The organism is Chryseobacterium sp. BLS98 (genome assembly GCF_001045445.1).
In the GTDB taxonomy this organism is placed as follows: Bacteria; Bacteroidota; Bacteroidia; order Flavobacteriales; family Weeksellaceae; genus Chryseobacterium.
On the sequence record NZ_LFNF01000001.1, the window covers coordinates 134,915 to 157,727 of the forward strand.

Below are 22,813 nucleotides of genomic sequence, written 5' to 3' on the forward strand. Positions count from 1 at the left end.
AATAACCAAAAACATCAACAAAATTATTTACAAATAATTCAATCATTACTATTTTTATAGTACATTTGATGTAAAATCAACAATTATGAAAATCGTTAAATTTATCTTTGCCCTGCTTTTCGGTCTTATGTTTATCAATGCCGGATTAAATAAATTTTTTAATTATATGCCAATGGAAAAGCCAACGCCTGAGCAAATGAAACTTTTTGCAGCGTTTGGAGAAATTCACTGGCTGATGCCCCTGGTTGGAATCGTAGAGGTTGTTGGCGGGTTATTATTTATTTTCCCAAAAACAAGAGCATTAGGAGCCATTGTTATTTTACCTGTAATGGTGGGAATTGTACTTCATGTGTTCACAATAGATAAATCCACCATGGGAATGTCCATCGCAGGAGCTCTGTTTCTGATTAATCTTTGGATGATTATTGACAATCGGGAAAAGTACAAAGCTTTAATCAGTTAAATTATAGTGAATAGTGAATGGTCAATTAGCTTCGCCGTCAATTTTTATATGATTTTAAGATTGACTATTGACCATTCACCATTCATTAAACGTTATACAAATGCACTGAATCCCGTTATGGATCTTCCCACAATCAGGGAATTGATCTCTTTTGTGCCTTCGTATGAGTAAATGGCTTCGGCATCAGCTACAAATCTTGCCACATCATATTCAAGCAGAATACCATTGCCACCCATTACCTCTCTGGCTCTGGATACAATATCACGGGTTCTCAAGGTACAGAAAACCTTGGCCAGCGAAGCATGCTCATCTTTCAAAATTCCTTCATCCTGCATCTCCGAAAGCCGGAAGACCATCGTCTGCATAGCAGTAAGGTTGGAAAGCATTTCCACCAGATGCCCCTGAATCATCTGGAAAGAGGCAATAGGTTTTCCAAACTGTTCTCTGGTTCTTGTATATTGTAAAGCACTCTCATAAGCTCCTCTTGCACAGCCTGTAGCCATCCAGGCCACTCCTGCCCTGGTCATACGCAAAACTTTTCCGGTATCTTTAAAGGAATTGGCATTCTGCAAACGGTTTTCTTCGGTCACCAGACAGTCTTTTAGCGTGATCAGTCCGTTCTGAACGATTCTCAATGCCATTTTTCCTTTGATTTTTTCAACGGAATAACCGGGATTATCTTTTTCTACAATAAATCCTTTTACTTCTCCGCTATCCAGGTCTCTGGCCCAGATAATAACCAGGTCGGCAAATGTTGCGTTCCCGATCCATTTTTTCTGTCCGTTCAGGATCCAGCCTTCCGGTGTTTTCTTACAGGTTACGGTTAAGCCGCCTGCCGCTCCGGATCCAACTTCAGGCTCTGTAAGCCCGAAAGCTCCGATCTTTTCAAATTTCTGCATCTGGGGAAGCCATTTTTGCTTCTGCTCTTCTGACCCGCAGATATGGATAGATCCCATGGCAAGACCGGATTGTACTCCGAAAAATGTAGCTATAGATGCATCAATTCGTGCCATTTCCATAGCAATGACTCCTTCCATCAGAAAAGGCATACCGGGACAGCCATATCCTTCATAAGTTACTCCACAGATATCCAGTTTCTGGAATTTCGGAATCAGTTCAAAAGGAAATTCATCTCTGAGCCAGTAATGATTCACCAAAGGTTTTACTTCTTTTTCCATAAAAGCTCTCACCTTCAGCTGTATTTCACGCTGTTCCGGAGTCAAAGTATGGTAGATATCATAAAAATCACCATCAATAGGAGGAAGTTCCCGCTTTTTCTTATTGGGGTCAAGCATTTTCATCATTCCGTTCAGCTGCCTGTCATCAAGCTTGGAAAAATTCTGCATCAGTTTCGGCAGATCAACTTTTTGAGAAATAGCACTCAGCTGATCAAAATCTATGGATCTGAATAATTCTATTGCGTTTCTGATTTTGGAAAAGGTATTTGACATAGTAATGTTTGTGGGATTGGTTTGTAAAAGTTAAGCAAAAATTGCTCCGAAAACAAGTCATCCCATCCCTATCTATTTTACAAAACACACATTTACAGATTATTAAAACTGAAATATTTCTTTACAAACTTTTTACCCCTGATTTTCAAATGTTACAAAAGATCCTGCCGGAACTTTGGCTTAAAGAAACCCACAAAAAATCTACACTATGAAAACGACTTACATTAAACTATCCCTGTCAGCAGTTCTTTTATTAGGAATCTATTCATGTAAAAAAGGTGAGATAGCTACTACCGAAAGGGCAGATTACGGTAGTACGGATTCTGCAGCTGTTGCTATCTCAGACAGTGTATCATCCGCAGCCAGTATGACCGTAAAAGACAAACAGTTCATAAAAACGGCTGATGTGAACATGGAGGTAAAAGATGTTTACGAAGCAACGGTTTCTATTGAAAAAACGGTTCAGGATCTGGGAGGATTTGTAACGCACAGCAATCTCCATAGCAATGTAATTTCGGAGGACACTTACAATACTTCCGGTGATGACGCGATGCTGATTAAAAAATACCAGACTGAAAACGCAATGCAGGTACGGGTTCCAACAGAAAAATTAGGGGAACTCCTTACCCTGATCAATGATAAAAAGCTTTTTCTGAATTTCAGGAATATCAATGCTGAAGATGTAACCTCAAACATCAAGTATGCAGAAATGGAAGGAAAAAGAATACAAAAGACCAGTGAAAATATCAGCCAGCTGAAAACCAATAAGGACAAAGTAAAGCTTGACAATGATAATATGGCAGAAGGCAATTTGCAGCAACTTGCCAACATAGATACTACTGACAATATAAAATACAGTACCGTAGATATTTACATCAAGGAGCCTAAGCTTCGTATTGCAGAAATTGCAGTAACCAATACCCGGAATATTGATCATAAATATAAATTCAATTTTATCTATGATGCCAAAAATGCTTTTGTAGAAGGATTTTACCTGATCCAGAAGATGGGTATAGGACTGATTACCATATGGCCACTTCTACTAATTTTAATGGTCATCATATATTTTTTAAGAAAAAGAAAACCGGCAAAACCGGAACATACAAAAATTTCAGAATAACAAAAAAATTCCTAACCAATTGGTTATCATCATAATTTTAGATTTTACAGACCTCCTTTTTTAGGAGGTTTTATATATGTACGGAAGAAACGCAAAACACCTTGAAAATATCCTGAATGAAACAGATGAATAATGTTCTCAACCGTTTTCCCAAAATAAAACCCATTAAACCTCAGACCTGATCTGAGGTTTCTTTTTTAAAAAATTGTTATTTATCGCGTTCAAATTTATCTGAGGTTTTATTTTTCCTTAAATTTGCAGATCAGAAATAAAATGATATGGATTTTGAATTTTTCTGATCCGCTGTCATCTTCTGAATCAATATAATTCTAAAAATATGCTATCAAAAATAAATCCTATACATACCAGCAGCTGGAAAGCTCTTGACGAACATTTTGCAGGCAACGACTTTGATATGAGAAGTCTTTTCCAGTACAATCCGAATCGTTTTAATGAATTTTCTCTACAGAAAGACAACTTCCTTTTTGATTATTCTAAAAATCTGATCGATTCCAGAACAAAAGAGCTGTTGCTTAATCTGGCCAATGAGTGCCAGCTGAAAGAGGCTATCTCTAAAATGTTTTCCGGTGATAAAATCAATGAAACAGAAGGAAGAGCAGTTTTACATACAGCTTTAAGGGATTTTTCGGATAAAGAGATCATCGTGGACGGTGAAAATATAAAGCCCCAGATCAAAAGAGTTCTTGACCATATGAAAGCTTTCTCTGAAAAAATTATTTCAGGAGAACACAAAGGCTTCAGCGGAAAAGAAATTACCGATGTGGTCAACATCGGGATCGGAGGATCAGATCTTGGACCGGTGATGGTTTGCTCAGCTTTAAAGCATTTTAAAACAAGATTAAACGTTCATTTCGTTTCAAATGTTGATGGTAATCACATTGCTGAAACGGTTAAAACCCTTAATCCTGAAACCACATTATTCATCATTGCTTCCAAAACCTTTACCACCCAGGAAACCATGACCAATGCCAATTCGGCAAAAGACTGGTTCCTGAAAGCAGGAAAAGAAGAAGATGTTGCCAAACATTTCGTAGCTTTATCCACTAACGTTGCAGCAGTTAAACAATTCGGTATTGCAGAAGAAAATATCTTTGAATTCTGGGACTGGGTTGGAGGAAGATACTCACTCTGGAGCGCTATCGGCCTGAGCATTGTTCTGGCAGTAGGCTATGAGAATTTCGAACAGCTTTTAAAAGGTGCCCATGATACCGACCAGCATTTCCAGACGGCAGACTTTTCTGAAAACGTTCCGGTTTTAATGGGACTTTTAGGAATCTGGTACCGGAATTTCTATGCTGCAACCACCTATGCAATCCTTCCTTATTCACAATACCTGGACAGGTTTGCAGCCTATCTTCAGCAGGGAGACATGGAAAGTAACGGAAAATGCGTTGACAGAAACGGTGAATTCGTAGAATATGAAACAGGGCCTATCATCTGGGGTGAGCCGGGAACAAACGGGCAGCATGCATTCTACCAGCTTATCCACCAGGGTACAGAACTTATTCCTGCAGATTTTATCGCTTATGTAAAAAGCAGCAATGCAGTTTCTGATCACCAACCGAAACTTTTAGCTAACTTTTTTGCCCAGACTGAAGCACTTGCCTTCGGAAAATCTGAAGAAGAAGTAGAGCAGGAATTAAGAAATGAAGGAAAAAGCGATGAAGAGATCGACAGACTGTTAAATTATAAAGTCTTTCACGGGAACACGCCTACCAACTCTATATTATTCAATGAATTAACTCCTTTTTCATTAGGACAGTTAATTGCATTATACGAACACAAAATCTTCGTTCAGGGAGTGATCTGGAATATTTTCAGCTTCGACCAGTTCGGAGTGGAATTGGGAAAAGTTTTAGCCAATAAAATCCTTCCGGAACTTGAAAACGGTGAGACCATCAGTTCTCACGACAGCTCTACGAACGGATTGATCAATTATTATAAAGGAAATAAATAGCAGATGTCCGCATTAAGGTCATATTATTATAAACTTCCTCCCAGCCTGAGGCTTTTAGGGAGAAAGATCTATTATTTCCCGATAGACCTCTACGACGGGCTTACCGGAAAAAGATCCAAAAACGAGCCTAAAAAAGGAGATATTTATGTAGGCGGCAGCGATTTTATTCCTCATGGTATCCAGCAGGTAAATGCCCTAAAAAAATATATCGGACTACAAAATACAGATCATGTTCTGGATGTGGGATGCGGGATTGGAAGAACGGCAATAGCTCTTACAGAAGTTCTGGACAAAGGGACCTATGACGGTTTTGATGCGGTGGAAAAAGGGATTAACTGGTGCAATAAACACATCGGCAAAAAATACCCGAATTTTAAATTCAAATTCACCCCGATTTACAATGACCTGTACAATACGTTCAGCCAGAAAGCAGAGGATTTTACATTTCCGTATGAGGATGCAAAATTTGATAAAGTATTTCTGTTCTCGGTGTTTACTCATATGCAGATACCTGAGATCAAAAGATACCTTGGCGAAATCAGCAGGGTTTTAAAAAGTGACGGCCAGTGCCTGGCAACATTTTTTCTGTATGATGAAACCAGGAGGGAATTCGGCACCATGCCGTTTCCCCATCAGTACGAAGGCTACAGGCTGATGGACGATAAGGTGACCGCAGCCAATATTGCCGTAAGTATTCCTTTGCTGAATCAGATGGCAGCCGAAGCCGGATTAAAAGTAACCACCATAAAAGGAGGATTCTGGAGAACCGATGTAGAAAAGGAGGGCGCAGATGAATTTCAGGATATTGTTGTATTCAATAAAATCTAAATAAAAGTAAAAAAGTAAAAATGGCAGAAATTCTTGACGGGCTTAAAGTGTCCAAAGAAATAAAAGCAGAGATCAAGGCTGAAGTGGAAAAAATCCTTGAAGGCAAGAAAAGAGCACCGCATCTGGTAGCTATTCTTGTAGGAAACAACGGAGCAAGCAAAGCCTATGTGAACAGCAAAGTAAAAGACTGTGAAGAAGTAGGATTCCGTTCTTCCCTTTTAAAATTCCCAAGCACTGTTTCCGAATCTGAACTGCTGGAAAAAATTGACGAACTGAACAAATCCAAAGAAGTAGACGGTTTCATCGTTCAGCTTCCTTTACCGGATCAGATCGATCAGGAAAAAATCATTATGGCTATTGATCCAAGAAAAGATGTAGATGGTTTCCATCCCGAAAATTTCGGAAAAATGGCTTTGGAAATGGATACTTTCCTTCCAGCTACTCCTTTCGGAATTTTGACCCTGCTGGAAAGATACAATATTGAAACCAAAGGAAAAGACTGTGTGATTATCGGAAGAAGCAAGATCGTAGGAAGACCTATGAGCATCCTGATGGGAAGAAAAGACTTCCCGGGGAACTCTACCGTAACTTTGACACACTCTTACACCAAAGATATCGAAGAATATACTAAAAAAGCAGATATCGTTATTACAGCTTTAGGTGATCCACACTTCTTAAAAGGAGATATGATCAAAGACGGAGCAGTAATCGTAGATGTAGGAATTACAAGAGTAGATGATGACTCACCAAAAGGCTATTACCTTGCCGGCGATGTGGATTTTGACAGCTGTGCAGCCAAAGCAAGCTGGATTACACCGGTACCCGGAGGAGTAGGCCCAATGACCAGAGCCATGCTGATGAAAAACACCATCATCGCATACAAAACTTCGGTCTATAACGACTAATTTTAAAATGAACAAAGAAGAAGATATTTTATTAAAAGAAGGTAAAATGCTCCCTGTGATGGAGCATTTTTACACTTTACAGGGAGAAGGCGCACACACCGGAAAAGCATCCTATTTCATCAGATTGGGAGGCTGCGATGTGGGCTGCCACTGGTGCGATGTAAAAGAAAGCTGGGATCCCAACCTACATCCGCTGATGAATGCAGAGGAAATTGCCGAAACTGCAGCAAAACACTGTAAGACGATTGTTTTAACAGGAGGAGAACCATTGATGTGGAATCTTGATATCCTGACAGGAAAATTAAAAGAACTGGGATGCACGATCCATATTGAAACCTCAGGAGCCTATCCGATGAGCGGACAGATCGACTGGATTACCCTATCACCTAAAAAAACAGGACTTCCGAAAGAAGAAATCTATCAGAAAGCAAGCGAGCTTAAAGTGATCATATTCAATCAGCATGATTTTACCTTTGCACAGGAGCAGGCGGCAAAAGTTTCTGCAAGCTGTAAACTGTATATGCAGAGCGAATGGAGCAAGCGTGATGAAATGTATCCAAAAATCACTGATTTTATTTTGGCCCATCCGGAATGGCAGGCTTCAGTTCAGACCCATAAATACCTGAATATCCCATAGATCATTTTTAAGTTCACAGAAATGCCGGATCAGTATATTTTTTATTCATATGATCATTTTTTTGCTCCAAATATTTAGGTAGCAGGGCAAAAGTTTATAATATTCATAGAATCCCGGAATATACCGCAAAAATTATGTACATTAGCTCTTCGTATCCGTTATAACACTGATAGATGCAGAGAATTCGATACTCTAGATACCTGAAATCGATTATTATTTTGCTTGACCTTTTGGTTATTGCATCTATTTTTATATTCTTTTTTATAAGCCGGAACGAACATTTAAAATACCATGAAGAAACCTGGTATCAGAATATTTTTTCCCTGATATTGCTGTTTTTGTTCTGGATGCTGCTGAGTGGCAGGACAAAAATTTATAATGTTCAGAGGAATCTTACCTATACCCTGTTTCTGGAACGCCTCCTCATTCATTTCCTCACTTTTATATTTGGCGTTCTGCTTATTGGGAAAGTGAGTAAAAATGTATTTTTCAATTCAGATATTTATTGGCTTTCGTTTTACCTTTTTTTCTTTATTTTCCTTTCCAAATCAGTTATTTATTTTACCATAAAATATTTCCGTTCACTGGGGATCAATTATAGAAATGTAATGTTTCTGGGAGAAACGGGATCTACAGAGATTCTAAAGACTATATTCAAAGACAGGAAGGATTACGGATACAAAATATTTGAGTATGATAAATCCGAGATCAACCCGAATGAGCTGGTTGGCTTTTGGAAGAAAAACGGGATTCACACCCTGTTTTTATCCACAGAAAACCATTTTACTGAAAGTATAGAAACTGAGATCTTCCGTCTTGCCGAAGACAATAAAGTTCATGTCTCATTGATTCCCAGCATTACACAAAGCGACTTTTTTCTGTATGATCTGGGGTACATTCAGACACAGCCGGTTCTCAGCCAGGCAAAATATCCTCTGGATTATTACTCCAATTTTCTGGTAAAGAGAAGCTTTGATATCGTTTTTTCTATCACCATATTGGTTTTAGTATGCTCGTGGCTGTTTCCCCTTATTGCCTTGTTAATAAAAACAACTTCGAAAGGACCCGTTTTCTTTGTTCAAAAGAGATACGGCTTCCATGAAGAAGTATTTTCATGCCTGAAATTCAGAACGATGATCGTTAATAATGAATCGGCAACAAAAACTACAGCGGAAAATGATGCCCGGATCACAAAAGTTGGAAAATTCCTAAGAAAAACCAGCCTCGATGAGCTTCCCCAATTCATTAATGTTCTGAAAGGCGAAATGTCTATCGTAGGTCCCCGGCCGCATATGCTGGCCGTCGACAATTTTTATAAGCCTAAAATAGGAAGATACAGTTTAAGAAGCATGGTATCACCCGGAATCACTGGACTTGCTCAGGTAAGCGGACTTCGCGGGGATTATGGAGATGTAGAGGTAGAAATGAAAAAACGTATCCTGGCAGACACATTCTATGTAAGAAACTGGAGCTTTGTTCTGGATCTGGTTATTATTTTAAAAACCTTTTTCCTTGTTGTCGGCGGCGATAAAAATGCAAAATAAAGCAAACAAAAGGTAAAGAAGATGATTGAGGAATCATATTTGCTTCTAAGGTTAAAGAAACATCGGGCATTCCACTGAGCCTTAACCTTAATTAAATAAAAAAAGTCTAATTTAGCAGCATGTTAAAAAAGTTTTTCACAGCAGTAGGAGAATACATTATCCTTCTAGGTAAATCCTTGCAGAAGCCCCAGAAAATGAGGGTTTTTTGGAAGCTGTTCATGAGAGAAATCAATGATCTTGGTGTCAATTCTTTTGGGTTGGTGATCTTTACTTCCATATTTGTGGGAGCTGTAGTGGCGATCCAGATGTTCAATAACTTTGATTCTTCCTCTTTTCCTATTCCGCCTTCTTTTGTGGGATATGCTACAAAAGCGGTTTTGGTTCTGGAATTCTCGCCAACCATCATCAGCCTTATCCTGGCAGGTAAAGTAGGATCATATATTGCATCAAGTATAGGAACTATGAGGGTTTCCGAACAAATCGACGCATTAGACATTATGGGGGTAAACTCTCCGAATTTCCTGATATTGCCAAAAATTTTTGCCTGTGTCATTTTCAATCCCCTGCTTATTGCCATCAGTATCGTATTCGGTATTGGCGGCGGATACCTGGCGGGTATCCTCACGGGCAACTGGACAGAAAATGATTATATTGTAGGTATTCAGATGTATATGCCGAATTTATTTGTGTATTACGCATTTATAAAAACTACAGTATTTGCTTTCATTATTGCCACAGTTCCTTCTTATTTCGGATATAACGTAAAAGGAGGATCGCTGGAAGTGGGTAGAGCCAGTACACAGGCCGTAGTGTGGACTATGGTATTTATTATCATTTCGGAATTAATTTTAACCCAATTAATATTAAGCTGATGATTGAGGTAAAAGATCTTAAGAAGAGTTTTGATGAAGTTGAAGTACTTAAGGGAATTTCAACCTCATTTGATAAGGGAAAGGTAAACCTGATCATTGGGCAGAGTGGATCCGGAAAAACGGTTTTCCTGAAAAGTTTACTGAATGTGTATCAGCCTTCATCAGGAGAGATCCTTTTTGACGGAAGGGATATTAATACAATGACCAGGGACGAAAAACAGCACCTCCGTTCTGAGATCGGGACGGTATTCCAGGGAAGCGCGCTTTTTGATTCCCTTACGGTGGAAGAAAATATTATGTTCCCGCTGGATATGTTTACCAACCTTACTTTCAGAGAGAAAAAGAAAAGGGTATTTGAGGTAATAGGCAGGGTACATCTTGATAAAGCAGGCAGAAAATTTCCTTCCGAGATTTCTGGGGGAATGCAGAAACGTGTTGCCATTGCAAGAGCTATCGTGAATAATCCGAAGTATCTTTTCTGTGATGAACCGAATTCCGGTCTGGATCCTTATACTTCCAATGTAATTGATGATCTTCTTCTTGAAATCACCAAAGAATACAACACAACAACCATCATCAACACCCACGATATGAATTCCGTGATGACCATTGGTGAGAAAATTGTATACCTGAGGTTAGGAATTAAAGAATGGGAAGGAAATAAGGATATTCTGATCACTGCAGGCAATAAAAATCTTATTGACTTCGTTTATTCTTCAGAATTGTTTAAAGAACTGAGAGAATATTTACTTGAAAATAATAAAACGATTGAAAATACAATCACTAAAATAGATGATAATGAAAAAGGTACTTAGTATAGCATTAATCGGGTTTTCAATGTTCGCTTCCGCACAGATTTCTCTGGCAGGAAAAGCTAACCTAATATTCCCGACAGGCTCTCCTTCCTGGAAAAACATTAAAGGAACGGTAAATGAAGCGATTGAAGGAACAGGAAAGAACAATGCAGGTTTTAATGTAGGGCTTTCACTAAAAGTGGGTCTTCCAGGTTCATTATACGTAATGCCTGAATTGTACTACACGCATTTCAAAAATGAATTCACTACGGAAAATACTACCTTTGATGTAAAAAGCAACCGTCTTGATATGCCTGTTTTGTTAGGCTATAATCTTTTAGGAGACATGCTTGGTGTTTTTGTAGGACCTGTTGCCAGCTATAATCTGAGCAAGGACAATACTTACAACGACTTCAAGGAAAATGTTAAAAATGATTTCACAGTAGGATACCAGTTTGGTGCTCAGCTTGAAATTAAAAAACTGATCATCAATGCCCGATATGAAGGTGCGTTCAGTAAAGACGAAAGAAATTTCATCAATAAGGTTTCCGGTTCAGAAATCAGATATGACAACAGACCTAACCTATTTTTAGTAGGAGTAGGCTATAAGTTTAAATAATTTGAAAATAACACTATAAAAAAACCCTCAAAATTCTAAATTTGAGGGTTTTGATTTTTTTGAAGTTCTGCTTCGCGTCTGGCAATTTCCGCCGCCTGTTTTTCAAGCTCTTCTTTTTCTTGCTGCAGCCTTTTAAATTCTCTTTTTTTCTCTTCAGCCTTGATGGCACTCCCCTTACTTACATACCCTACCATTCCGCCAATAATAAGACCAATTCCCACTCCGGCCATTACTCCCATCATATGTGAGATGGTAATTCCTCCTACCGTAAAATCAGTGGTCAGATAAAAAAGCAATGCCGAAACAGCAAGCAGTATAAGTCCGGTAATTGATAAACTTTTCATAAATATTGTGTTTAAGTGGTTATATTGAAAAAAGCCTTACCCAATTTAGTGAAAAATTAAATAAGGCTTTATACAAGATTAAATTTCTGAATAATTATATCTTCCCTCCTGCAGCTTTATAATATTCCAAAGCTTTCGGAAGGTTTTTATTGATATCTGATATCCTTGTTTCCGGATTCGGGTGGGTAGAAAGGAATTCAGGCTGTCTTGCTCCAGATGATGCCGCTTCCATTCTGTTCCAGAAAGGGATTGCTTCTCTAGGATCGTATCCTGCCATAGACATAAGATAAAGCCCCATCTGATCTGCTTCCGACTCCTGATTTCTTCCATACTTCAACAGGGCAACCTGTGATCCGATTGGGTATACCTGTTCGAAAATACCGGCCCACTGTGAATTGGAAATAGTTCCGCCCAAAATAGAGCCACCATATTGTGCTACCATAGCCTGTGAAATTCTTTCATTCCCGTGTCCGGCCAAAGCATGAGACACCTCATGCCCCATTACTACCGCAAGACCGTTATCATTTTTTGTAACCGGAAGAATTCCTGTATAAACAGCCACTTTCCCACCAGGCATACACCAGGCATTCAGCTCACTGCTTTGTATAAGATTAAACTCCCAGTTATAATTGGCAAGATCTGCGGATCTTCCTATGCTCTGGTAATATCTTTCTGCTGCACTTTTTATTCTGCTTCCTACACTCGTTACTCTTTTTGCATCTGCAGTTCCTGTGATGATCTTAGATTTAGACAATGTCGTTTTATATTCCTGAGCAGACATCGTTAAAATTTCCGAATTATTGGCAATCTGTAATGAAGATCTGCCCGTAATCGGATTGGTAGTACAAGCTACAGTTGACAGGGCAACTGCTCCTATTCCTAATAGATGTGTAAATTTCATAGTTGTTTGAGTGTTAATAATTCAACATTTACAATTTTTATTCCAAAATGGTTCAGAAGGAATATATTTGCATACAATTTGCTATTTAAATTTAACAATTATTACGGTTATGAAAAAGTATATTTCACTTATATTTATTTTTGGATTTCTTTTTTTATTTCAAAGCTGTTCCTCACAGGCTTCATTAGATTCCAAAACAGTTGATACCCTTGTTGGTTCTGAAGAATTTACTTTTCATGCACAACATGCAAATCCTATGAACTATGAAGTAATTAATGTGATGGGATCTATCCAGAATGCACCGTCTACAAGAATGCTTCAGCTTGATGGCGAAAACTATACTATAGAGCTTAAAAAAAATATGATGGAAGTGGTTCTTCCCTATTTTGGAAGACAGTTCAATCCTTCATACAATACCGCTGATAACAGCTACCGTTTTACCTCGAAAGATTTCACAGTCAGCAAATCCCAGAACAAAAAAGGAAACTGGGTTTTAAGGATCAAACCTAATGATAAGCGAAACGTTGATGAAATTATTGTAGAAGTTTTTAAAAGTGGGAAAGCATTTGTTTCTATGAGAAGCAACGACAGGCAGCCTATTACCTATGACGGATATATCTCAAAGAATGAAGAATCCCAAGATAAGGAAAAACTTTAGTCTTTAGACAAAAATTTTTCAACGAACAGTTTTGCTTCAGTGCTGGGATTAGAAACCATTTCTGAAGCATTTTTTTTGTGCTGTATAAAAGCTGCTTCCACGGAATCACTTCTTTTCATCATGGCGAGAATATACTCCTGAACCCAATATTCAAACCGCTTTTCAGCCTGCCGGATACGCACCTCGTTAAAACGGCCTGTCTCCTTTTTAAGGTCTATAAACTCGTCAATGGTGCTGTAAATTTCTCTCAATCCTTCATTATGAAGCGCAGAACCTAATAATACCGGAATTTTCCAACCTTTTTCTTTGGGAGGGATGAAATCCAGCGCCCGTTTCAGCTCCAGTCTTGTATTTTTTGCTTTCTGCAAGTTGTCCTGATCCACTTTATTGATGAAGATAAGGTCCACCATCTCCATAATTCCGCGTTTAATACCCTGCAGCTCGTCTCCACCGCCAATAATTTTCAGAAATAAAAACACATCGGTAATATCGGCCACCAGAACTTCGGATTGCCCTACTCCCACTGTTTCGATCAGGATATAATCGTAGCCTGCAGCTTCGCAGATCATCATGGTTTCAAAAGTAGTATTGGCCACCCCCCCCAGAAAACCTGAGCTGGGGGAAGGACGGATAAAGGCGTTTTCTTCTCTGGCAAGTTCCTCCATCCTGGTTTTATCACCCAAAATGCTTCCTTTGTTGATCGAGGAACTTGGATCAATAGCAAGAACGGCTACCTTTTTACCGTTAGCAATAGCAAGTCTTCCGAAATTTTCAATGAAAGTGGACTTTCCAGCACCGGGAACCCCGGTGATTCCTATCCTTACCGAATTTCCCGTAAGGGGCATTATTTTCTTCAGAAGCTCTTCTGCCTGGGTTCTGTGCTCGGCTTTTTTGCTTTCAACTAAGGTAATAGCTTTTCCTATCAGACGCTTATTGCCTGACTGTATTCCATCGATGAGTTCTTCTGTAGAAAATTTCATTGATTCAAAAATATAAAAATAACCTTCAAACTCCTCTACAAACGGGTATTAATTTTATTTCTTCTAAATTAAAACTAAAGCCTGTTTTATCAACAGGAGGGGGAAATTCCTACATTTGTTATAAATCAAAATTGAAGAAACATGAAAAAAATATCCGCTGCTGCCTTGTTTACCTGCATTTTACTGGCTTCCTGTACCCCAAAAGCCTCTACAGCAGGACCTGCAGGACCAGCCGTATCTACTGCCGAGCAGATAGCGCAGGGAAAAACAATTTTTGAAAATTCCTGCGGAAGATGCCATAAACTTCCTGATCCTGCATCACACACATCCGTACAGTGGGTAGGAATTATGAATTCAATGGCACCTAAGGCAAAACTTACGGACGAGCAGCATCAATGGGTATATGACTATATTGTTTCTGCTAAAAAATAACCAAACAATCAAGATATGGATATGAAAAAAGTAATTGTAAGCATCATCGCAGGTGCCGCATTCATGGTATCCTGCGGACCTAAAAGTACCGCTGTAACAGGACCAAAGTACACTGCATCTGAAAAGCTGGTTCAGGGTAAAACTATTTTTGAAAATTCGTGTGCCAAATGCCACAAACTTCCGGATCCTGCCAAGCATGACGACCAGGGATGGATTAAAACTTTAAGCAGAATGGCCCCTAAAGCTAAATTAAGCACTGATCAGCATCAGATGGTGTATGATTACCTTATTTCTGTAAATAAAAAGTAGGAGTTTCAGCATTGCAAACTAGAAGAGTTTTAGGGTATAAGTGCATAAAAAGCTTATACTCTTGAATTTCTCTAGTTTATTTTAAAACAATCCCCAATCCTGGTTTCCCGGACAGGATTATTTTTCCGTTCTCTACAAAATTTCCTGAGGCATAATCATTGGAGATCAGGTTGGCTCCGTCCAGATCGGCGAAGTCAGTAAATCCTGCGAGCAGGCAGGCAGCGGAGATTCCGACCGTAGATTCGGTCATACAGCCAATCATGATTTTATATTTCCATTCTTTTGCTTTTTTGATCATTGCCAATGCAGGAGTTAACCCACCACATTTCATGAGCTTTATATTGACACTTTTATAATAAGGGATTAATTCTTCCAGGGAATCTATATTCTGGCAGTCTTCATCTGCCATCCAGTTGGCAAAACGCTCTTTTTTTAAAATTTTATATCGGTCCACTGGCCGCGGCTGTTCCAGGTATGAAAATTTTTGAACTTCACTGTTTTCCTGAAGCCAGATACAATCTTCGTCTGTAAAACTGGCGTTGGAATCCAACGCTAAATTTCTATTCAACTGCAAAAGCCTGCTGATATCCTGTTTGTTTAATCCTTTGCATTTTACCTTAAACTTATTCCATTTGCTTTTTTCAATTTTTTTGATCTGTTCGTCTACATTTCCAACTGATATGGTAATGGAGCTTTGAGCAAGGTTTTCCACAGGAATGTTATTCAGTTCAGTAAAGCTCTTGTTCTCAAGCTTTCCAAATAAGTCCCAATAGGCACAATCTAAGGCAGAAACTAGGAACGGATGCAGATCCAGACCAGAGAGAAAACGGAAAAAATCTTCCGGATGAACGACAGACTGTTTTTCAAGTAAAGGCTGTATTTCTTTTAATCTGACGATAAAACTCTTCAGATCAATCTGATAATAATCTATAGCTATGCATTCGCCATATCCTTTGCAGTTTAAATAAGATAATTCTATCATCAAAACTTCTCTCGTGTCATAATTTCCATAAGCAATCGAGAAAGTTTCTTTTAACCGAAGTGTTTTTATAGTATAATTTATTTTCATATCAGCTAATCCAATTCTGAAGTGCTTTAACTTCAACCCATTTCCCATTGATCTTTTTATAAACTGCCGTATATCCGCTTCCATTTAAATAGCCACAGGAAATTGAGCTTTGTACAATACACATTGTTTTATCTTTATTAAAGAAAGGCACTGAGAAACTTCGAATGCAGGTACTTCCAAATTTTTTATTAAACTCAGTCCAAAAATCACTTTTTCTATTTTCATCTAGTTTATGAAGTTCTTCATTAGTTACATACCGCTGTTTTTCGTGAATTTTAGTTTTATCAAGTCTAAAATCAGATACTATTTTTTCCTGATTTTTATAGTAGGCAGAATCATTTTTCGAAAAAACCGAGTCATATTCCAGAACAAATCCCAATGGTCTGGGCTCATCATTATTTTCATCCTTATTAAGATAAACTGTTCTTAATGTACTAATAAGGAGGTAAGAGTTCTTTTCAAATGATATACTATCGTTATCAATTAATTGATTTAAAACTTCATATCTTAAATTCAGGTCTTGATCTTTTGGAATAACCGTCAGTTTTGAATCATTTTTTTTGCATGAAATAATGATCAGCAGAAAGAAGATAATATAAGGCTTCATGAGTTAAAGCTACAAAAAAAGAGACCAAAAATGGCCTCTTCCATGATTTTATGTTTCATCAATTTATCTTACAATCAGTTTTTCAGTCTGAATTTTTTCACCCTGTTTAATGTGAACCATATACACCCCTTTCTGGAATCCTTTGGTAGAAACCGCTTTTTTGGATTGAGGGTCTCTGGCATCTGAAAAGACTAATTTTCCGGACATATCAAACATTTTTATCTGTACATCCTGGGAAGAGCCATCTAAATTACCAACAAAGAATTCATCATAAGTAGGGTTGGGGAATACAATAAATTTATTATCTGCTGCTTTCAGATCCTGAGTAGATAACGCTGCATTACATTCTGCAGGAACAGTAAAGTCTTCTACCTGATCATTAGCTACTGTCTTTACTCCGGCTGAAGCATTAACGCCCAATCCTCTTTTCGCAAATGCTTTCCAGATCATACATTTGTCAAGTCCGCCGTTTCCTACAGCATCTGCTTGAAGTATGGCATCTCTTCCATCAATGAATGTAGGGCTGCAGGCCTGAAGTTTAAGCCCGTCTACAACCAGCTGCAGAACTTTTGCATTTCCGGAAGTGGTACTTGCCAGTACATCACTGTTATATCCGTATTTCTCTATGTATTTCCACGTTAGATCCCAAAGCATGGTTGCCCAGATAAATCCTATGGCATGAGATCCGGAAACGGTGTTTGTCCTTGCATAGGTATAATTATTTATACCAAAATCAGGAGAATATTTGGCAAGCCTGATTCCTACTCCCGTTGTTGGCTGGTCTGCCGAATATGTTGACATTCCTCTGGCCAAAGCTGAAGTATCACCAGGTCTTGTCGTAAGCATTAATGCAAAGAAATCGGACCATCCCTCACCCATCTGTTCTGCGCTGTTGGTTGCGGAAAGACAGCTGTATCCCTGCCCTGTTAAGCGGTTTGAGATACCGTGCCCATATTCATGGGCTATGATACCATTATCAAGGCTGGAATGTTTGAATCCATTGAAATCATTTCCTAATGTCAAATTGATTGTGTTTCCATTTCCCAGCTCCGTTACCATATACAATCCTTCTGTTTTTCCGATGTTGATAGCAGGGATGTTTACCTGGCTTCCTGAGGTTCCGCCTCCCATGCTGACAGGGGTATCCGTAGAAGGTCTGTAAACGATGGCGCCTATTGCCCCTGCATTCTGTGCATTTAATACTTTAAGTCCGTATTCACAGGTTACACTTGTTATCACTGCAATTTTACCGGTAAGGCTTCCGGCTGCAGGCGGTGTACAGGCATCAGCCGGTACCGAAACAGCAAGGTCCCCTGTTACAGTCTGCCCATCAAACAAAAGAGTTCCAAAAGATGCGCTTCCGGTCATTACCTTTGGCCTGCTTACTGCTGTTGAAGGGGAATTGTACTGATATCTGGAGATTGGATCTGCTGCAGTTTGTGCCCTGTCCCAAAGATACATTTGCATCCTTGGAGCCTGTAGATAAATTACACCCGATATTATCGTTTCATATCCTGAACTGAAATTGGCGTTATTCAAGCCGCTTCCGTCAAAAGCTTCAGCATTTACAGCATCATTACCCATCCCTCCGTTTCCGAAATTGTTGGTCTGATAATTTCTTGCCGACTCTGTAAACCCGAATTTATAAAAGACATCATGCATCTTATTATTCATATAGAACAAATTGGTGATGGCAGCATCTCTATGAGTAAAAGGATTAATATATCTTCCTTCTGCATATGGGAAATCGAAATTTAAAGTAGCTCCGCCACTTGGTGAATAGCCTGCAGTGTTGGAATTTGTCTGATCCGAATAGGCATAAACATTATTTCCTCTGGTATTGGTGTAATTATTGGTTCCGTCAGAATGCCACCCCTGCGGAGATACCGTTATATCCCATGGATTATTAATAATTGCACGTGGCCCAAATGTAGGTGCTTCTACAGGCAGTGGAAAAACATTATAAGAAGCATTGCTGGGTACCAAAAGATTACTTGCCAAAGGCTGATTCATTGCCCCTGTAACCGATTCTTCTGATACCAAATATTGCTCTGCATTTACTTCTGATCCATGATCAAGACTGTCTGTATGAGTAAAATTACAGTCCAGGGTTAAATTGTCTTTTGTAAGAATTTCACCTGTCACTGCATCAGCAATGACATGCCAAACATCGGATGATTTCTTATCTGAAACAAACAATTCTTTAGCTAAAATATATACTCCGTTTTTTTCAAAATAGACATTGGGAAGATAATCTACCTTGGAAATTTCATCCAGATTCAGTTTTTGCTTAAGAAGATCTTCTGTGAAGCGTTCTTTAGCTTTTCCCTGACTGGCAACAGAAATGTTCTTTTTAAAATCATTTTTTTCCGAGATCACCTTATTTTCTTTGATCATCACTTTTCCCAAAGCATTATACACTCTGAGCCCGTCAAAGGTCTGCTGAACATTTACGATATTTACGCCCAGGCTTTTAGAAGGGTCTTCATTCAGAATAATAACACCCGCCTTACTGCTGGTCCCATTTTTCTGGGTTAACTGCCCGCTTTTCTGATAATAATCCTGAATAAGCCGGTCCGAATTTTGTGCATTCATTTTGCCAAAAGCAAAGAATACGGCCATCGACACCGGCCATAAAAATAATTTTTTATCCATAACGCTGTTTTTTCCATACTAAAGTTATGATTTTTTTATGATAATATATATATTCCTTCCCGTTTTTAATAAAAATAGCATTTAATTATTTTTTATCTTTTTTCCAGTCTTTTTTTCCATTTTATTCTTTATAAACTTGGCTCTGTTTTTCAAAAAATCTAACATTGCCTGGTTATAACTATACTTTTTTGCATCTTTTAATGGTTCCAGCGCTTTTTTATAGTCTAACCTGATTTCATACAAAAGCGATTTTTGTATCAATATTCTTGCTTTGTCTATTCCTTTTATTTTTAATGCATAACCGATCAGTTTTTCAGCTTCGTTCAGATCTTCATTATCCAAAAGACATTTTATATAATGCTGTGGTGTATTGAGATTGGTAACATTGCACTGCATTGCTTCTTCGAAATAGATTTTTGCTTTTTCGTAATCGGCGAGCATTTCGCTGTAAATTCTACCCATCAGGCAAAGGCTGTCTGCATCTTCAGGGTCATAGGAAAGGGCATAGTTCAATTCTTCCAGGCAGTCTGGAAGATTGTATGGATAATTGTCCAGTGCTTCAAAATAATATTTACTTTTAGTTAAGGTCATGTCTATTGTTTTTGAGTTCTTTTTTCAGGACATTTCTTTGCTTTTTGAATGATTTATCCTGATGGTTTTTTTTAAAATCTGTCCCGAAAAATGTACGGACCGGGTTTCCCCTCTGTACCTGCAGGTGGTTATTCCAGGTATCCTGCATTCTTTTTTCAAGCTGTTTGATATAAAGTCCGGTCACTTTTTCTTTCAGTCTCATAACAGCCAGCTTCTTATTCTCCAGCTGCGAACGTGAATCCTGTGCAAATACGCTTTCCCCGGTGGGTACGTGAACCGCGCGAACAGCTGTATTTACTTTATTCACATTCTGGCCTCCGCTTCCCTGGCTTCTTGTAGTCTGAAACTGAATATCCTTCTCGTTGAAATGGATCTGGTCAAGCTCTTCCAGTTCAAAAACACCGATAAACCAGTTGCTTCTTTTGTACAGCTTCCTGAATGTACTTTTGCCGGTCCAGCAGATGCTTCCCAACCAAGTTTTTAAAAACTCCGTCAAATCTTTTGCTTTTAAAAGAATGGTTACGGATTTCAGGGTCAGGTTTTCATCACCATTTTCCCTGTGGATGATTTCGTAATCTATTTTATTATTTTTTATCTCTTCAAGGAAGACCTTAAGAACTTTTGCAGTCACCCACTGGCATTCCAAAGGTCCTCTTCCTGAAGTTATTTGTATGAGTTTTTCCATTTTTTAATTTAATTTTGGCATTGCACTTAATGCAGGATGTCCTACGGGATCAATCCCTTTTTGTAATAATTCTTTGGCAGCCATGACAGCCCAGCATTTATCACTGGAATGGATGTTTCTGTAAAATGTCAGCAAAAGTTCCGGCTTAACTACAGTAAAGCCATTGATCTCAATAGTTTCCAGATCATTTCTTTCAAAAAAGTCTATGGTAATCCTGTAAGATCTTCCGTTTTCCGGTTCTATTGTTTTTTCGTATCTGCGGAAGTTTTCGTCACTCTGCAGATGATCATACCGGGTCCATACCTTCTGAAACCCCTCCTGCTGAAGGATCATCACAGCTTCTGCTGCATTTTCTTTTTTTACAAAGACATCAATATCCTTGTGATCATGGGCATGCTTATATTCTGTATGCCCATCTTCTGACATAAAATGCCAGGCCCAGCCACCTGATATAATGACTTTCTTTTTCAATTTATTTAAAATGTCAAGTCCGTGCAGGATTCTGAATTCTGGCCAGACTTCTCCGTATCTTTTTATGTTATGAGGTGCTCCCATTTTTTTGTTTTTTGTTCTTTCGTTGCCTGTTGCTGGTTATCAGTTAAATTTTCAACTCATAACCAGGCACCGGCAACTCTTATTTATTTGTCCATTCTCACAATTCTGGGCTGAAATGTTCCAAGAATATCCACCAATTCGCTTTGGGCATTCATTACTTCATGAATATCTTTGTAAGCCATTGGCGCTTCTTCCGTATTTCCTCCCATCAGAGTAACTTTCTTCAGCTTCAGCTCTTTTTTGATGTCATTCTGAGTAAAAAGGCTTCTGCATTCTCCTCTTGAATGGGCTCTTCCCGCTCCGTGTGATGCTGAATTCAGTGAATCCGGATTTCCTTTTCCACGAACAATAAAGCCTTTGGCCGTCATGGAACCAGGAATCATTCCCAGCTCGTTTACATTAGCCGGTGTAGCTCCTTTCCTGTGGACGATTACTTCCTTTCCGTGATGAGTCTCCTTCCATGCAAAATTGTGATGGTTTTCAATCCTTGCTTTTACCCTTCCGCCAACAGCTTTTACTAGTCTTCTGTGAATGTCATCGTGACAGGCAGAAGCGTAGTCTCCGGCAAGATTCATGGCGGTCCAGTATTCCAGCCCGAGATGGGTACTGAGATCCAGCCAGGCAAACTGCTGGGCTTCTTTTGGCAGCGGACACTGGTCTGCAGCTACTCTTGAGTAATATTGAGCAATTTCTGCCCCTAATCCTCTGGAACCGCTGTGTGAAAGGATTCCCAGATATTTTCCTTTCGGTAACCCAATCTGATCTTCTTCTTCTGTGATTTCCACCTCGCCAAATTCTACGAAATGATTTCCGCCTCCGGAAGACCCCATCTGTTTAATGGCTTTTCCTTTTAATCTTCTCAAAACCGGAATCATATCGAAGGTATCCCTCTCAAAGATCTCGTGATCTATATGAGATTTATGAGTTTCGTACATCCCGAATTTGGTATGTTCTGCAAGGGCTTTTTCGTATTTGTCCCTTGCGCCGTCAAGATATGAAACCGGTATATCCAGAATACTGAGGCTCATCCTGCAGCCGATATCCATTCCCACTCCATAAGGGATCACTGCATTTTCTACTGCGAGAACCCCTCCTATCGGAAGTCCGTAACCGCTGTGGGCATCCGGCATTAAAGCCCCTTGCATTGAAATCGGCAGTTTTAAAGCCGTGTACAGCTGGTTTTTTGCTTCTTCAGAGATATTGTTTCCAAAGATCCGGAAATCAGCACGCTGGGTATTGAGCATTCTTTTTTCTGTTTTTCTGGATGATAGCAGTGATTCTGCAATCTGTCCGAAAGTCAGATCCTTTTCAAAGTTTTCAGGGTTCAGGAGGATTTCTTTTAAAATAGATTTTACATGATGAATATTCTTCGTTGCAAAATTTCTTTTCATCACCTCCAAAGCCACATTGACACTTTGATTATTCGGATAACCGAGTTTTAATATATCTTTTCCTTTTAGTTTTAAATTTCCCATTGTTTTATTTTTAAGACATAAGATGCCAGACACAAGATCCAAGATTTTGATCTGTGCATGTTATTTTATCAACTAAAATATTAGTTGAGCTATTTGTAATGAGGAACAACACATTGGAATCTTAAAAAGATTCAATGATCCTGTTCTTCCTGATATTGAAAAAAATTTCGGGGAAACTGAAGTTTAAATATTGCGCAATAAAAACCCGAAATCTTTACGACTCCGGGTTTTGATATTTCGTTGTACTATTATTCTAAGAGTATACCAAACCACGAAGCCTTACCACTATAAGCGGTACTCCAGCTGTAGAATTCTGATTCGTTTTGAACATTGCTTCGTTG

General features: G+C 38.8%; 24 protein-coding genes. 13 read left to right on the forward strand and 11 right to left on the reverse strand.

What is annotated here, in order from left to right; genetic code table 11:
• Positions 1 to 85 precede the first annotated feature (85 nt).
• Entirely contained in the window at positions 86 to 463 is a 378-nt protein-coding gene (locus tag ACM40_RS00585; protein WP_048500938.1) for a DoxX family protein, read from the forward strand.
• A 92-nt stretch (positions 464 to 555) separates the two neighbouring features.
• Here the strand turns inward: ACM40_RS00585 and ACM40_RS00590 are convergent, their stop codons facing one another.
• Positions 556 to 1,914 carry an acyl-CoA dehydrogenase family protein gene (locus ACM40_RS00590; RefSeq protein WP_048500939.1) on the reverse strand — a complete coding sequence of 453 codons (1,359 nt, stop codon included), beginning with the start codon at positions 1,912 to 1,914 and terminating at the stop codon, positions 556 to 558.
• Between the two features lie 208 nt (positions 1,915 to 2,122).
• Here ACM40_RS00590 and ACM40_RS00600 point away from each other — a divergent pair, with 208 nt between their 5' ends.
• The 9 genes from ACM40_RS00600 (at position 2,123) to ACM40_RS00640 (ending at position 11,211) form a co-directional block, all read left to right on the forward strand.
• Positions 2,123 to 3,034, forward strand: a complete 912-nt coding sequence (locus ACM40_RS00600; protein WP_048500941.1) for a DUF4349 domain-containing protein — start codon at positions 2,123 to 2,125, stop codon at positions 3,032 to 3,034.
• Between the two features lie 337 nt (positions 3,035 to 3,371).
• On the forward strand, positions 3,372 to 5,012 hold the full coding sequence (pgi, locus tag ACM40_RS00605) for a glucose-6-phosphate isomerase (protein WP_048500942.1): 1,641 nt from the start codon (positions 3,372 to 3,374) through the stop codon (positions 5,010 to 5,012).
• A gap of 3 nt (positions 5,013 to 5,015) precedes the next feature.
• Positions 5,016 to 5,840 (forward strand): class I SAM-dependent methyltransferase, encoded by an 825-nt coding sequence (locus tag ACM40_RS20125; RefSeq protein WP_053077079.1) that lies wholly within the window; start codon positions 5,016 to 5,018, stop codon positions 5,838 to 5,840.
• 20 nt (positions 5,841 to 5,860) lie between these two features.
• The gene (locus ACM40_RS00615; RefSeq protein WP_048500943.1) at positions 5,861 to 6,745 is read left to right on the forward strand and encodes a bifunctional 5,10-methylenetetrahydrofolate dehydrogenase/5,10-methenyltetrahydrofolate cyclohydrolase; all 885 of its coding nucleotides are present in this window, start codon (positions 5,861 to 5,863) and stop codon (positions 6,743 to 6,745) included.
• 7 nt (positions 6,746 to 6,752) lie between these two features.
• The gene (locus tag ACM40_RS00620) at positions 6,753 to 7,382 is read left to right on the forward strand and encodes a 7-carboxy-7-deazaguanine synthase QueE (protein ID WP_048500944.1); all 630 of its coding nucleotides are present in this window, start codon (positions 6,753 to 6,755) and stop codon (positions 7,380 to 7,382) included.
• Between the two features lie 173 nt (positions 7,383 to 7,555).
• The gene (locus ACM40_RS00625) at positions 7,556 to 8,926 is read left to right on the forward strand and encodes an exopolysaccharide biosynthesis polyprenyl glycosylphosphotransferase (RefSeq protein WP_048500945.1); all 1,371 of its coding nucleotides are present in this window, start codon (positions 7,556 to 7,558) and stop codon (positions 8,924 to 8,926) included.
• Between the two features lie 119 nt (positions 8,927 to 9,045).
• Positions 9,046 to 9,798 (forward strand): MlaE family ABC transporter permease, encoded by a 753-nt coding sequence (locus ACM40_RS00630; RefSeq protein ID WP_048500946.1) that lies wholly within the window; start codon positions 9,046 to 9,048, stop codon positions 9,796 to 9,798.
• Positions 9,798 to 10,613: an ABC transporter ATP-binding protein gene (locus ACM40_RS00635; RefSeq protein WP_040999527.1), complete on the forward strand. Its 816-nt coding sequence runs from the start codon at positions 9,798 to 9,800 to the stop codon at positions 10,611 to 10,613. Before ACM40_RS00630 ends, ACM40_RS00635 begins: the two co-directional genes overlap by 1 nt.
• Positions 10,597 to 11,211: an outer membrane beta-barrel protein gene (locus ACM40_RS00640; RefSeq protein ID WP_048500947.1), complete on the forward strand. Its 615-nt coding sequence runs from the start codon at positions 10,597 to 10,599 to the stop codon at positions 11,209 to 11,211. The genes ACM40_RS00635 and ACM40_RS00640 overlap by 17 nt, the downstream gene beginning before the upstream one ends.
• 35 nt (positions 11,212 to 11,246) lie before the next feature.
• On the opposite strand, the gene ACM40_RS00645 is transcribed toward ACM40_RS00640, so the two are convergent.
• Complete coding sequence (locus ACM40_RS00645; RefSeq protein WP_048500948.1) at positions 11,247 to 11,555, reverse strand: hypothetical protein; 309 nt, start codon at positions 11,553 to 11,555, stop codon at positions 11,247 to 11,249.
• 94 nt (positions 11,556 to 11,649) lie between these two features.
• Positions 11,650 to 12,456 (reverse strand): M48 family metallopeptidase, encoded by an 807-nt coding sequence (locus ACM40_RS00650; RefSeq protein ID WP_048500949.1) that lies wholly within the window; start codon positions 12,454 to 12,456, stop codon positions 11,650 to 11,652.
• A 109-nt stretch (positions 12,457 to 12,565) separates the two neighbouring features.
• Here ACM40_RS00650 and ACM40_RS00655 point away from each other — a divergent pair, with 109 nt between their 5' ends.
• Complete coding sequence (locus tag ACM40_RS00655; RefSeq protein WP_048500950.1) at positions 12,566 to 13,114, forward strand: DUF4251 domain-containing protein; 549 nt, start codon at positions 12,566 to 12,568, stop codon at positions 13,112 to 13,114.
• On the opposite strand, the gene meaB is transcribed toward ACM40_RS00655, so the two are convergent.
• Positions 13,111 to 14,094 (reverse strand): methylmalonyl Co-A mutase-associated GTPase MeaB, encoded by a 984-nt coding sequence (gene meaB, locus ACM40_RS00660; protein ID WP_048500951.1) that lies wholly within the window; start codon positions 14,092 to 14,094, stop codon positions 13,111 to 13,113. The genes ACM40_RS00655 and meaB overlap by 4 nt on opposite strands.
• A gap of 141 nt (positions 14,095 to 14,235) precedes the next feature.
• On the opposite strand from meaB, the gene ACM40_RS00665 reads away from it, so the two are divergent.
• Both ACM40_RS00665 and ACM40_RS00670 read left to right on the forward strand, forming a co-directional pair.
• Positions 14,236 to 14,526: a c-type cytochrome gene (locus ACM40_RS00665; RefSeq protein ID WP_053077080.1), complete on the forward strand. Its 291-nt coding sequence runs from the start codon at positions 14,236 to 14,238 to the stop codon at positions 14,524 to 14,526.
• A 21-nt stretch (positions 14,527 to 14,547) separates the two neighbouring features.
• Entirely contained in the window at positions 14,548 to 14,835 is a 288-nt protein-coding gene (locus tag ACM40_RS00670) for a c-type cytochrome (protein WP_048501674.1), read from the forward strand.
• Between the two features lie 76 nt (positions 14,836 to 14,911).
• Here the strand turns inward: ACM40_RS00670 and ACM40_RS00675 are convergent, their stop codons facing one another.
• From ACM40_RS00675 to ACM40_RS00705, 7 genes are all read right to left on the reverse strand, one after another.
• Positions 14,912 to 15,904: an enolase C-terminal domain-like protein gene (locus tag ACM40_RS00675; RefSeq protein WP_048500952.1), complete on the reverse strand. Its 993-nt coding sequence runs from the start codon at positions 15,902 to 15,904 to the stop codon at positions 14,912 to 14,914.
• Position 15,905: 1 nt separating this feature from the next.
• A complete protein-coding gene (locus ACM40_RS00680) occupies positions 15,906 to 16,511 on the reverse strand; it encodes a hypothetical protein (RefSeq protein ID WP_048500953.1) in 606 nt (201 codons plus the stop codon).
• Between the two features lie 63 nt (positions 16,512 to 16,574).
• Entirely contained in the window at positions 16,575 to 19,166 is a 2,592-nt protein-coding gene (locus ACM40_RS00685) for a T9SS-dependent M36 family metallopeptidase (protein WP_048500954.1), read from the reverse strand.
• Between the two features lie 81 nt (positions 19,167 to 19,247).
• A complete protein-coding gene (locus ACM40_RS00690) occupies positions 19,248 to 19,757 on the reverse strand; it encodes a tetratricopeptide repeat protein (protein ID WP_048500955.1) in 510 nt (169 codons plus the stop codon).
• The gene (gene prfH, locus ACM40_RS00695) at positions 19,744 to 20,442 is read right to left on the reverse strand and encodes a peptide chain release factor H (protein WP_048500956.1); all 699 of its coding nucleotides are present in this window, start codon (positions 20,440 to 20,442) and stop codon (positions 19,744 to 19,746) included. The genes ACM40_RS00690 and prfH overlap by 14 nt, the downstream gene beginning before the upstream one ends.
• A gap of 3 nt (positions 20,443 to 20,445) precedes the next feature.
• Positions 20,446 to 20,997 carry a nucleotidyltransferase domain-containing protein gene (locus ACM40_RS00700; RefSeq protein ID WP_048500957.1) on the reverse strand — a complete coding sequence of 184 codons (552 nt, stop codon included), beginning with the start codon at positions 20,995 to 20,997 and terminating at the stop codon, positions 20,446 to 20,448.
• A gap of 83 nt (positions 20,998 to 21,080) precedes the next feature.
• Positions 21,081 to 22,472 (reverse strand): RtcB family protein, encoded by a 1,392-nt coding sequence (locus ACM40_RS00705; protein ID WP_048500958.1) that lies wholly within the window; start codon positions 22,470 to 22,472, stop codon positions 21,081 to 21,083.
• Between the last annotated feature and the right edge of the window lie 341 nt (positions 22,473 to 22,813).

Excerpts from the sequence above, each read along its gene's own strand:
- ACM40_RS00585 (WP_048500938.1), top strand. The coding sequence starts at position 86 with ATGAAAATCGTTAAATTTATCTTTGCCCTGCTTTTCGGTCTTATGTTT.
- ACM40_RS00590 (WP_048500939.1), bottom strand. The coding sequence starts at position 1,914 with ATGTCAAATACCTTTTCCAAAATCAGAAACGCAATAGAATTATTCAGA.
- ACM40_RS00600 (WP_048500941.1), top strand. The coding sequence starts at position 2,123 with ATGAAAACGACTTACATTAAACTATCCCTGTCAGCAGTTCTTTTATTA.
- pgi (WP_048500942.1), top strand. The coding sequence starts at position 3,372 with ATGCTATCAAAAATAAATCCTATACATACCAGCAGCTGGAAAGCTCTT.
- ACM40_RS20125 (WP_053077079.1), top strand. The coding sequence starts at position 5,016 with ATGTCCGCATTAAGGTCATATTATTATAAACTTCCTCCCAGCCTGAGG.
- ACM40_RS00615 (WP_048500943.1), top strand. The coding sequence starts at position 5,861 with ATGGCAGAAATTCTTGACGGGCTTAAAGTGTCCAAAGAAATAAAAGCA.
- ACM40_RS00620 (WP_048500944.1), top strand. The coding sequence starts at position 6,753 with ATGAACAAAGAAGAAGATATTTTATTAAAAGAAGGTAAAATGCTCCCT.
- ACM40_RS00625 (WP_048500945.1), top strand. The coding sequence starts at position 7,556 with ATGCAGAGAATTCGATACTCTAGATACCTGAAATCGATTATTATTTTG.
- ACM40_RS00630 (WP_048500946.1), top strand. The coding sequence starts at position 9,046 with ATGTTAAAAAAGTTTTTCACAGCAGTAGGAGAATACATTATCCTTCTA.
- ACM40_RS00635 (WP_040999527.1), top strand. The coding sequence starts at position 9,798 with ATGATTGAGGTAAAAGATCTTAAGAAGAGTTTTGATGAAGTTGAAGTA.
- ACM40_RS00640 (WP_048500947.1), top strand. The coding sequence starts at position 10,597 with ATGAAAAAGGTACTTAGTATAGCATTAATCGGGTTTTCAATGTTCGCT.
- ACM40_RS00645 (WP_048500948.1), bottom strand. The coding sequence starts at position 11,555 with ATGAAAAGTTTATCAATTACCGGACTTATACTGCTTGCTGTTTCGGCA.
- ACM40_RS00650 (WP_048500949.1), bottom strand. The coding sequence starts at position 12,456 with ATGAAATTTACACATCTATTAGGAATAGGAGCAGTTGCCCTGTCAACT.
- ACM40_RS00655 (WP_048500950.1), top strand. The coding sequence starts at position 12,566 with ATGAAAAAGTATATTTCACTTATATTTATTTTTGGATTTCTTTTTTTA.
- meaB (WP_048500951.1), bottom strand. The coding sequence starts at position 14,094 with ATGAAATTTTCTACAGAAGAACTCATCGATGGAATACAGTCAGGCAAT.
- ACM40_RS00665 (WP_053077080.1), top strand. The coding sequence starts at position 14,236 with ATGAAAAAAATATCCGCTGCTGCCTTGTTTACCTGCATTTTACTGGCT.
- ACM40_RS00670 (WP_048501674.1), top strand. The coding sequence starts at position 14,548 with ATGAAAAAAGTAATTGTAAGCATCATCGCAGGTGCCGCATTCATGGTA.
- ACM40_RS00675 (WP_048500952.1), bottom strand. The coding sequence starts at position 15,904 with ATGAAAATAAATTATACTATAAAAACACTTCGGTTAAAAGAAACTTTC.
- ACM40_RS00680 (WP_048500953.1), bottom strand. The coding sequence starts at position 16,511 with ATGAAGCCTTATATTATCTTCTTTCTGCTGATCATTATTTCATGCAAA.
- ACM40_RS00685 (WP_048500954.1), bottom strand. The coding sequence starts at position 19,166 with ATGGATAAAAAATTATTTTTATGGCCGGTGTCGATGGCCGTATTCTTT.
- ACM40_RS00690 (WP_048500955.1), bottom strand. The coding sequence starts at position 19,757 with ATGACCTTAACTAAAAGTAAATATTATTTTGAAGCACTGGACAATTAT.
- prfH (WP_048500956.1), bottom strand. The coding sequence starts at position 20,442 with ATGGAAAAACTCATACAAATAACTTCAGGAAGAGGACCTTTGGAATGC.
- ACM40_RS00700 (WP_048500957.1), bottom strand. The coding sequence starts at position 20,997 with ATGGGAGCACCTCATAACATAAAAAGATACGGAGAAGTCTGGCCAGAA.
- ACM40_RS00705 (WP_048500958.1), bottom strand. The coding sequence starts at position 22,472 with ATGGGAAATTTAAAACTAAAAGGAAAAGATATATTAAAACTCGGTTAT.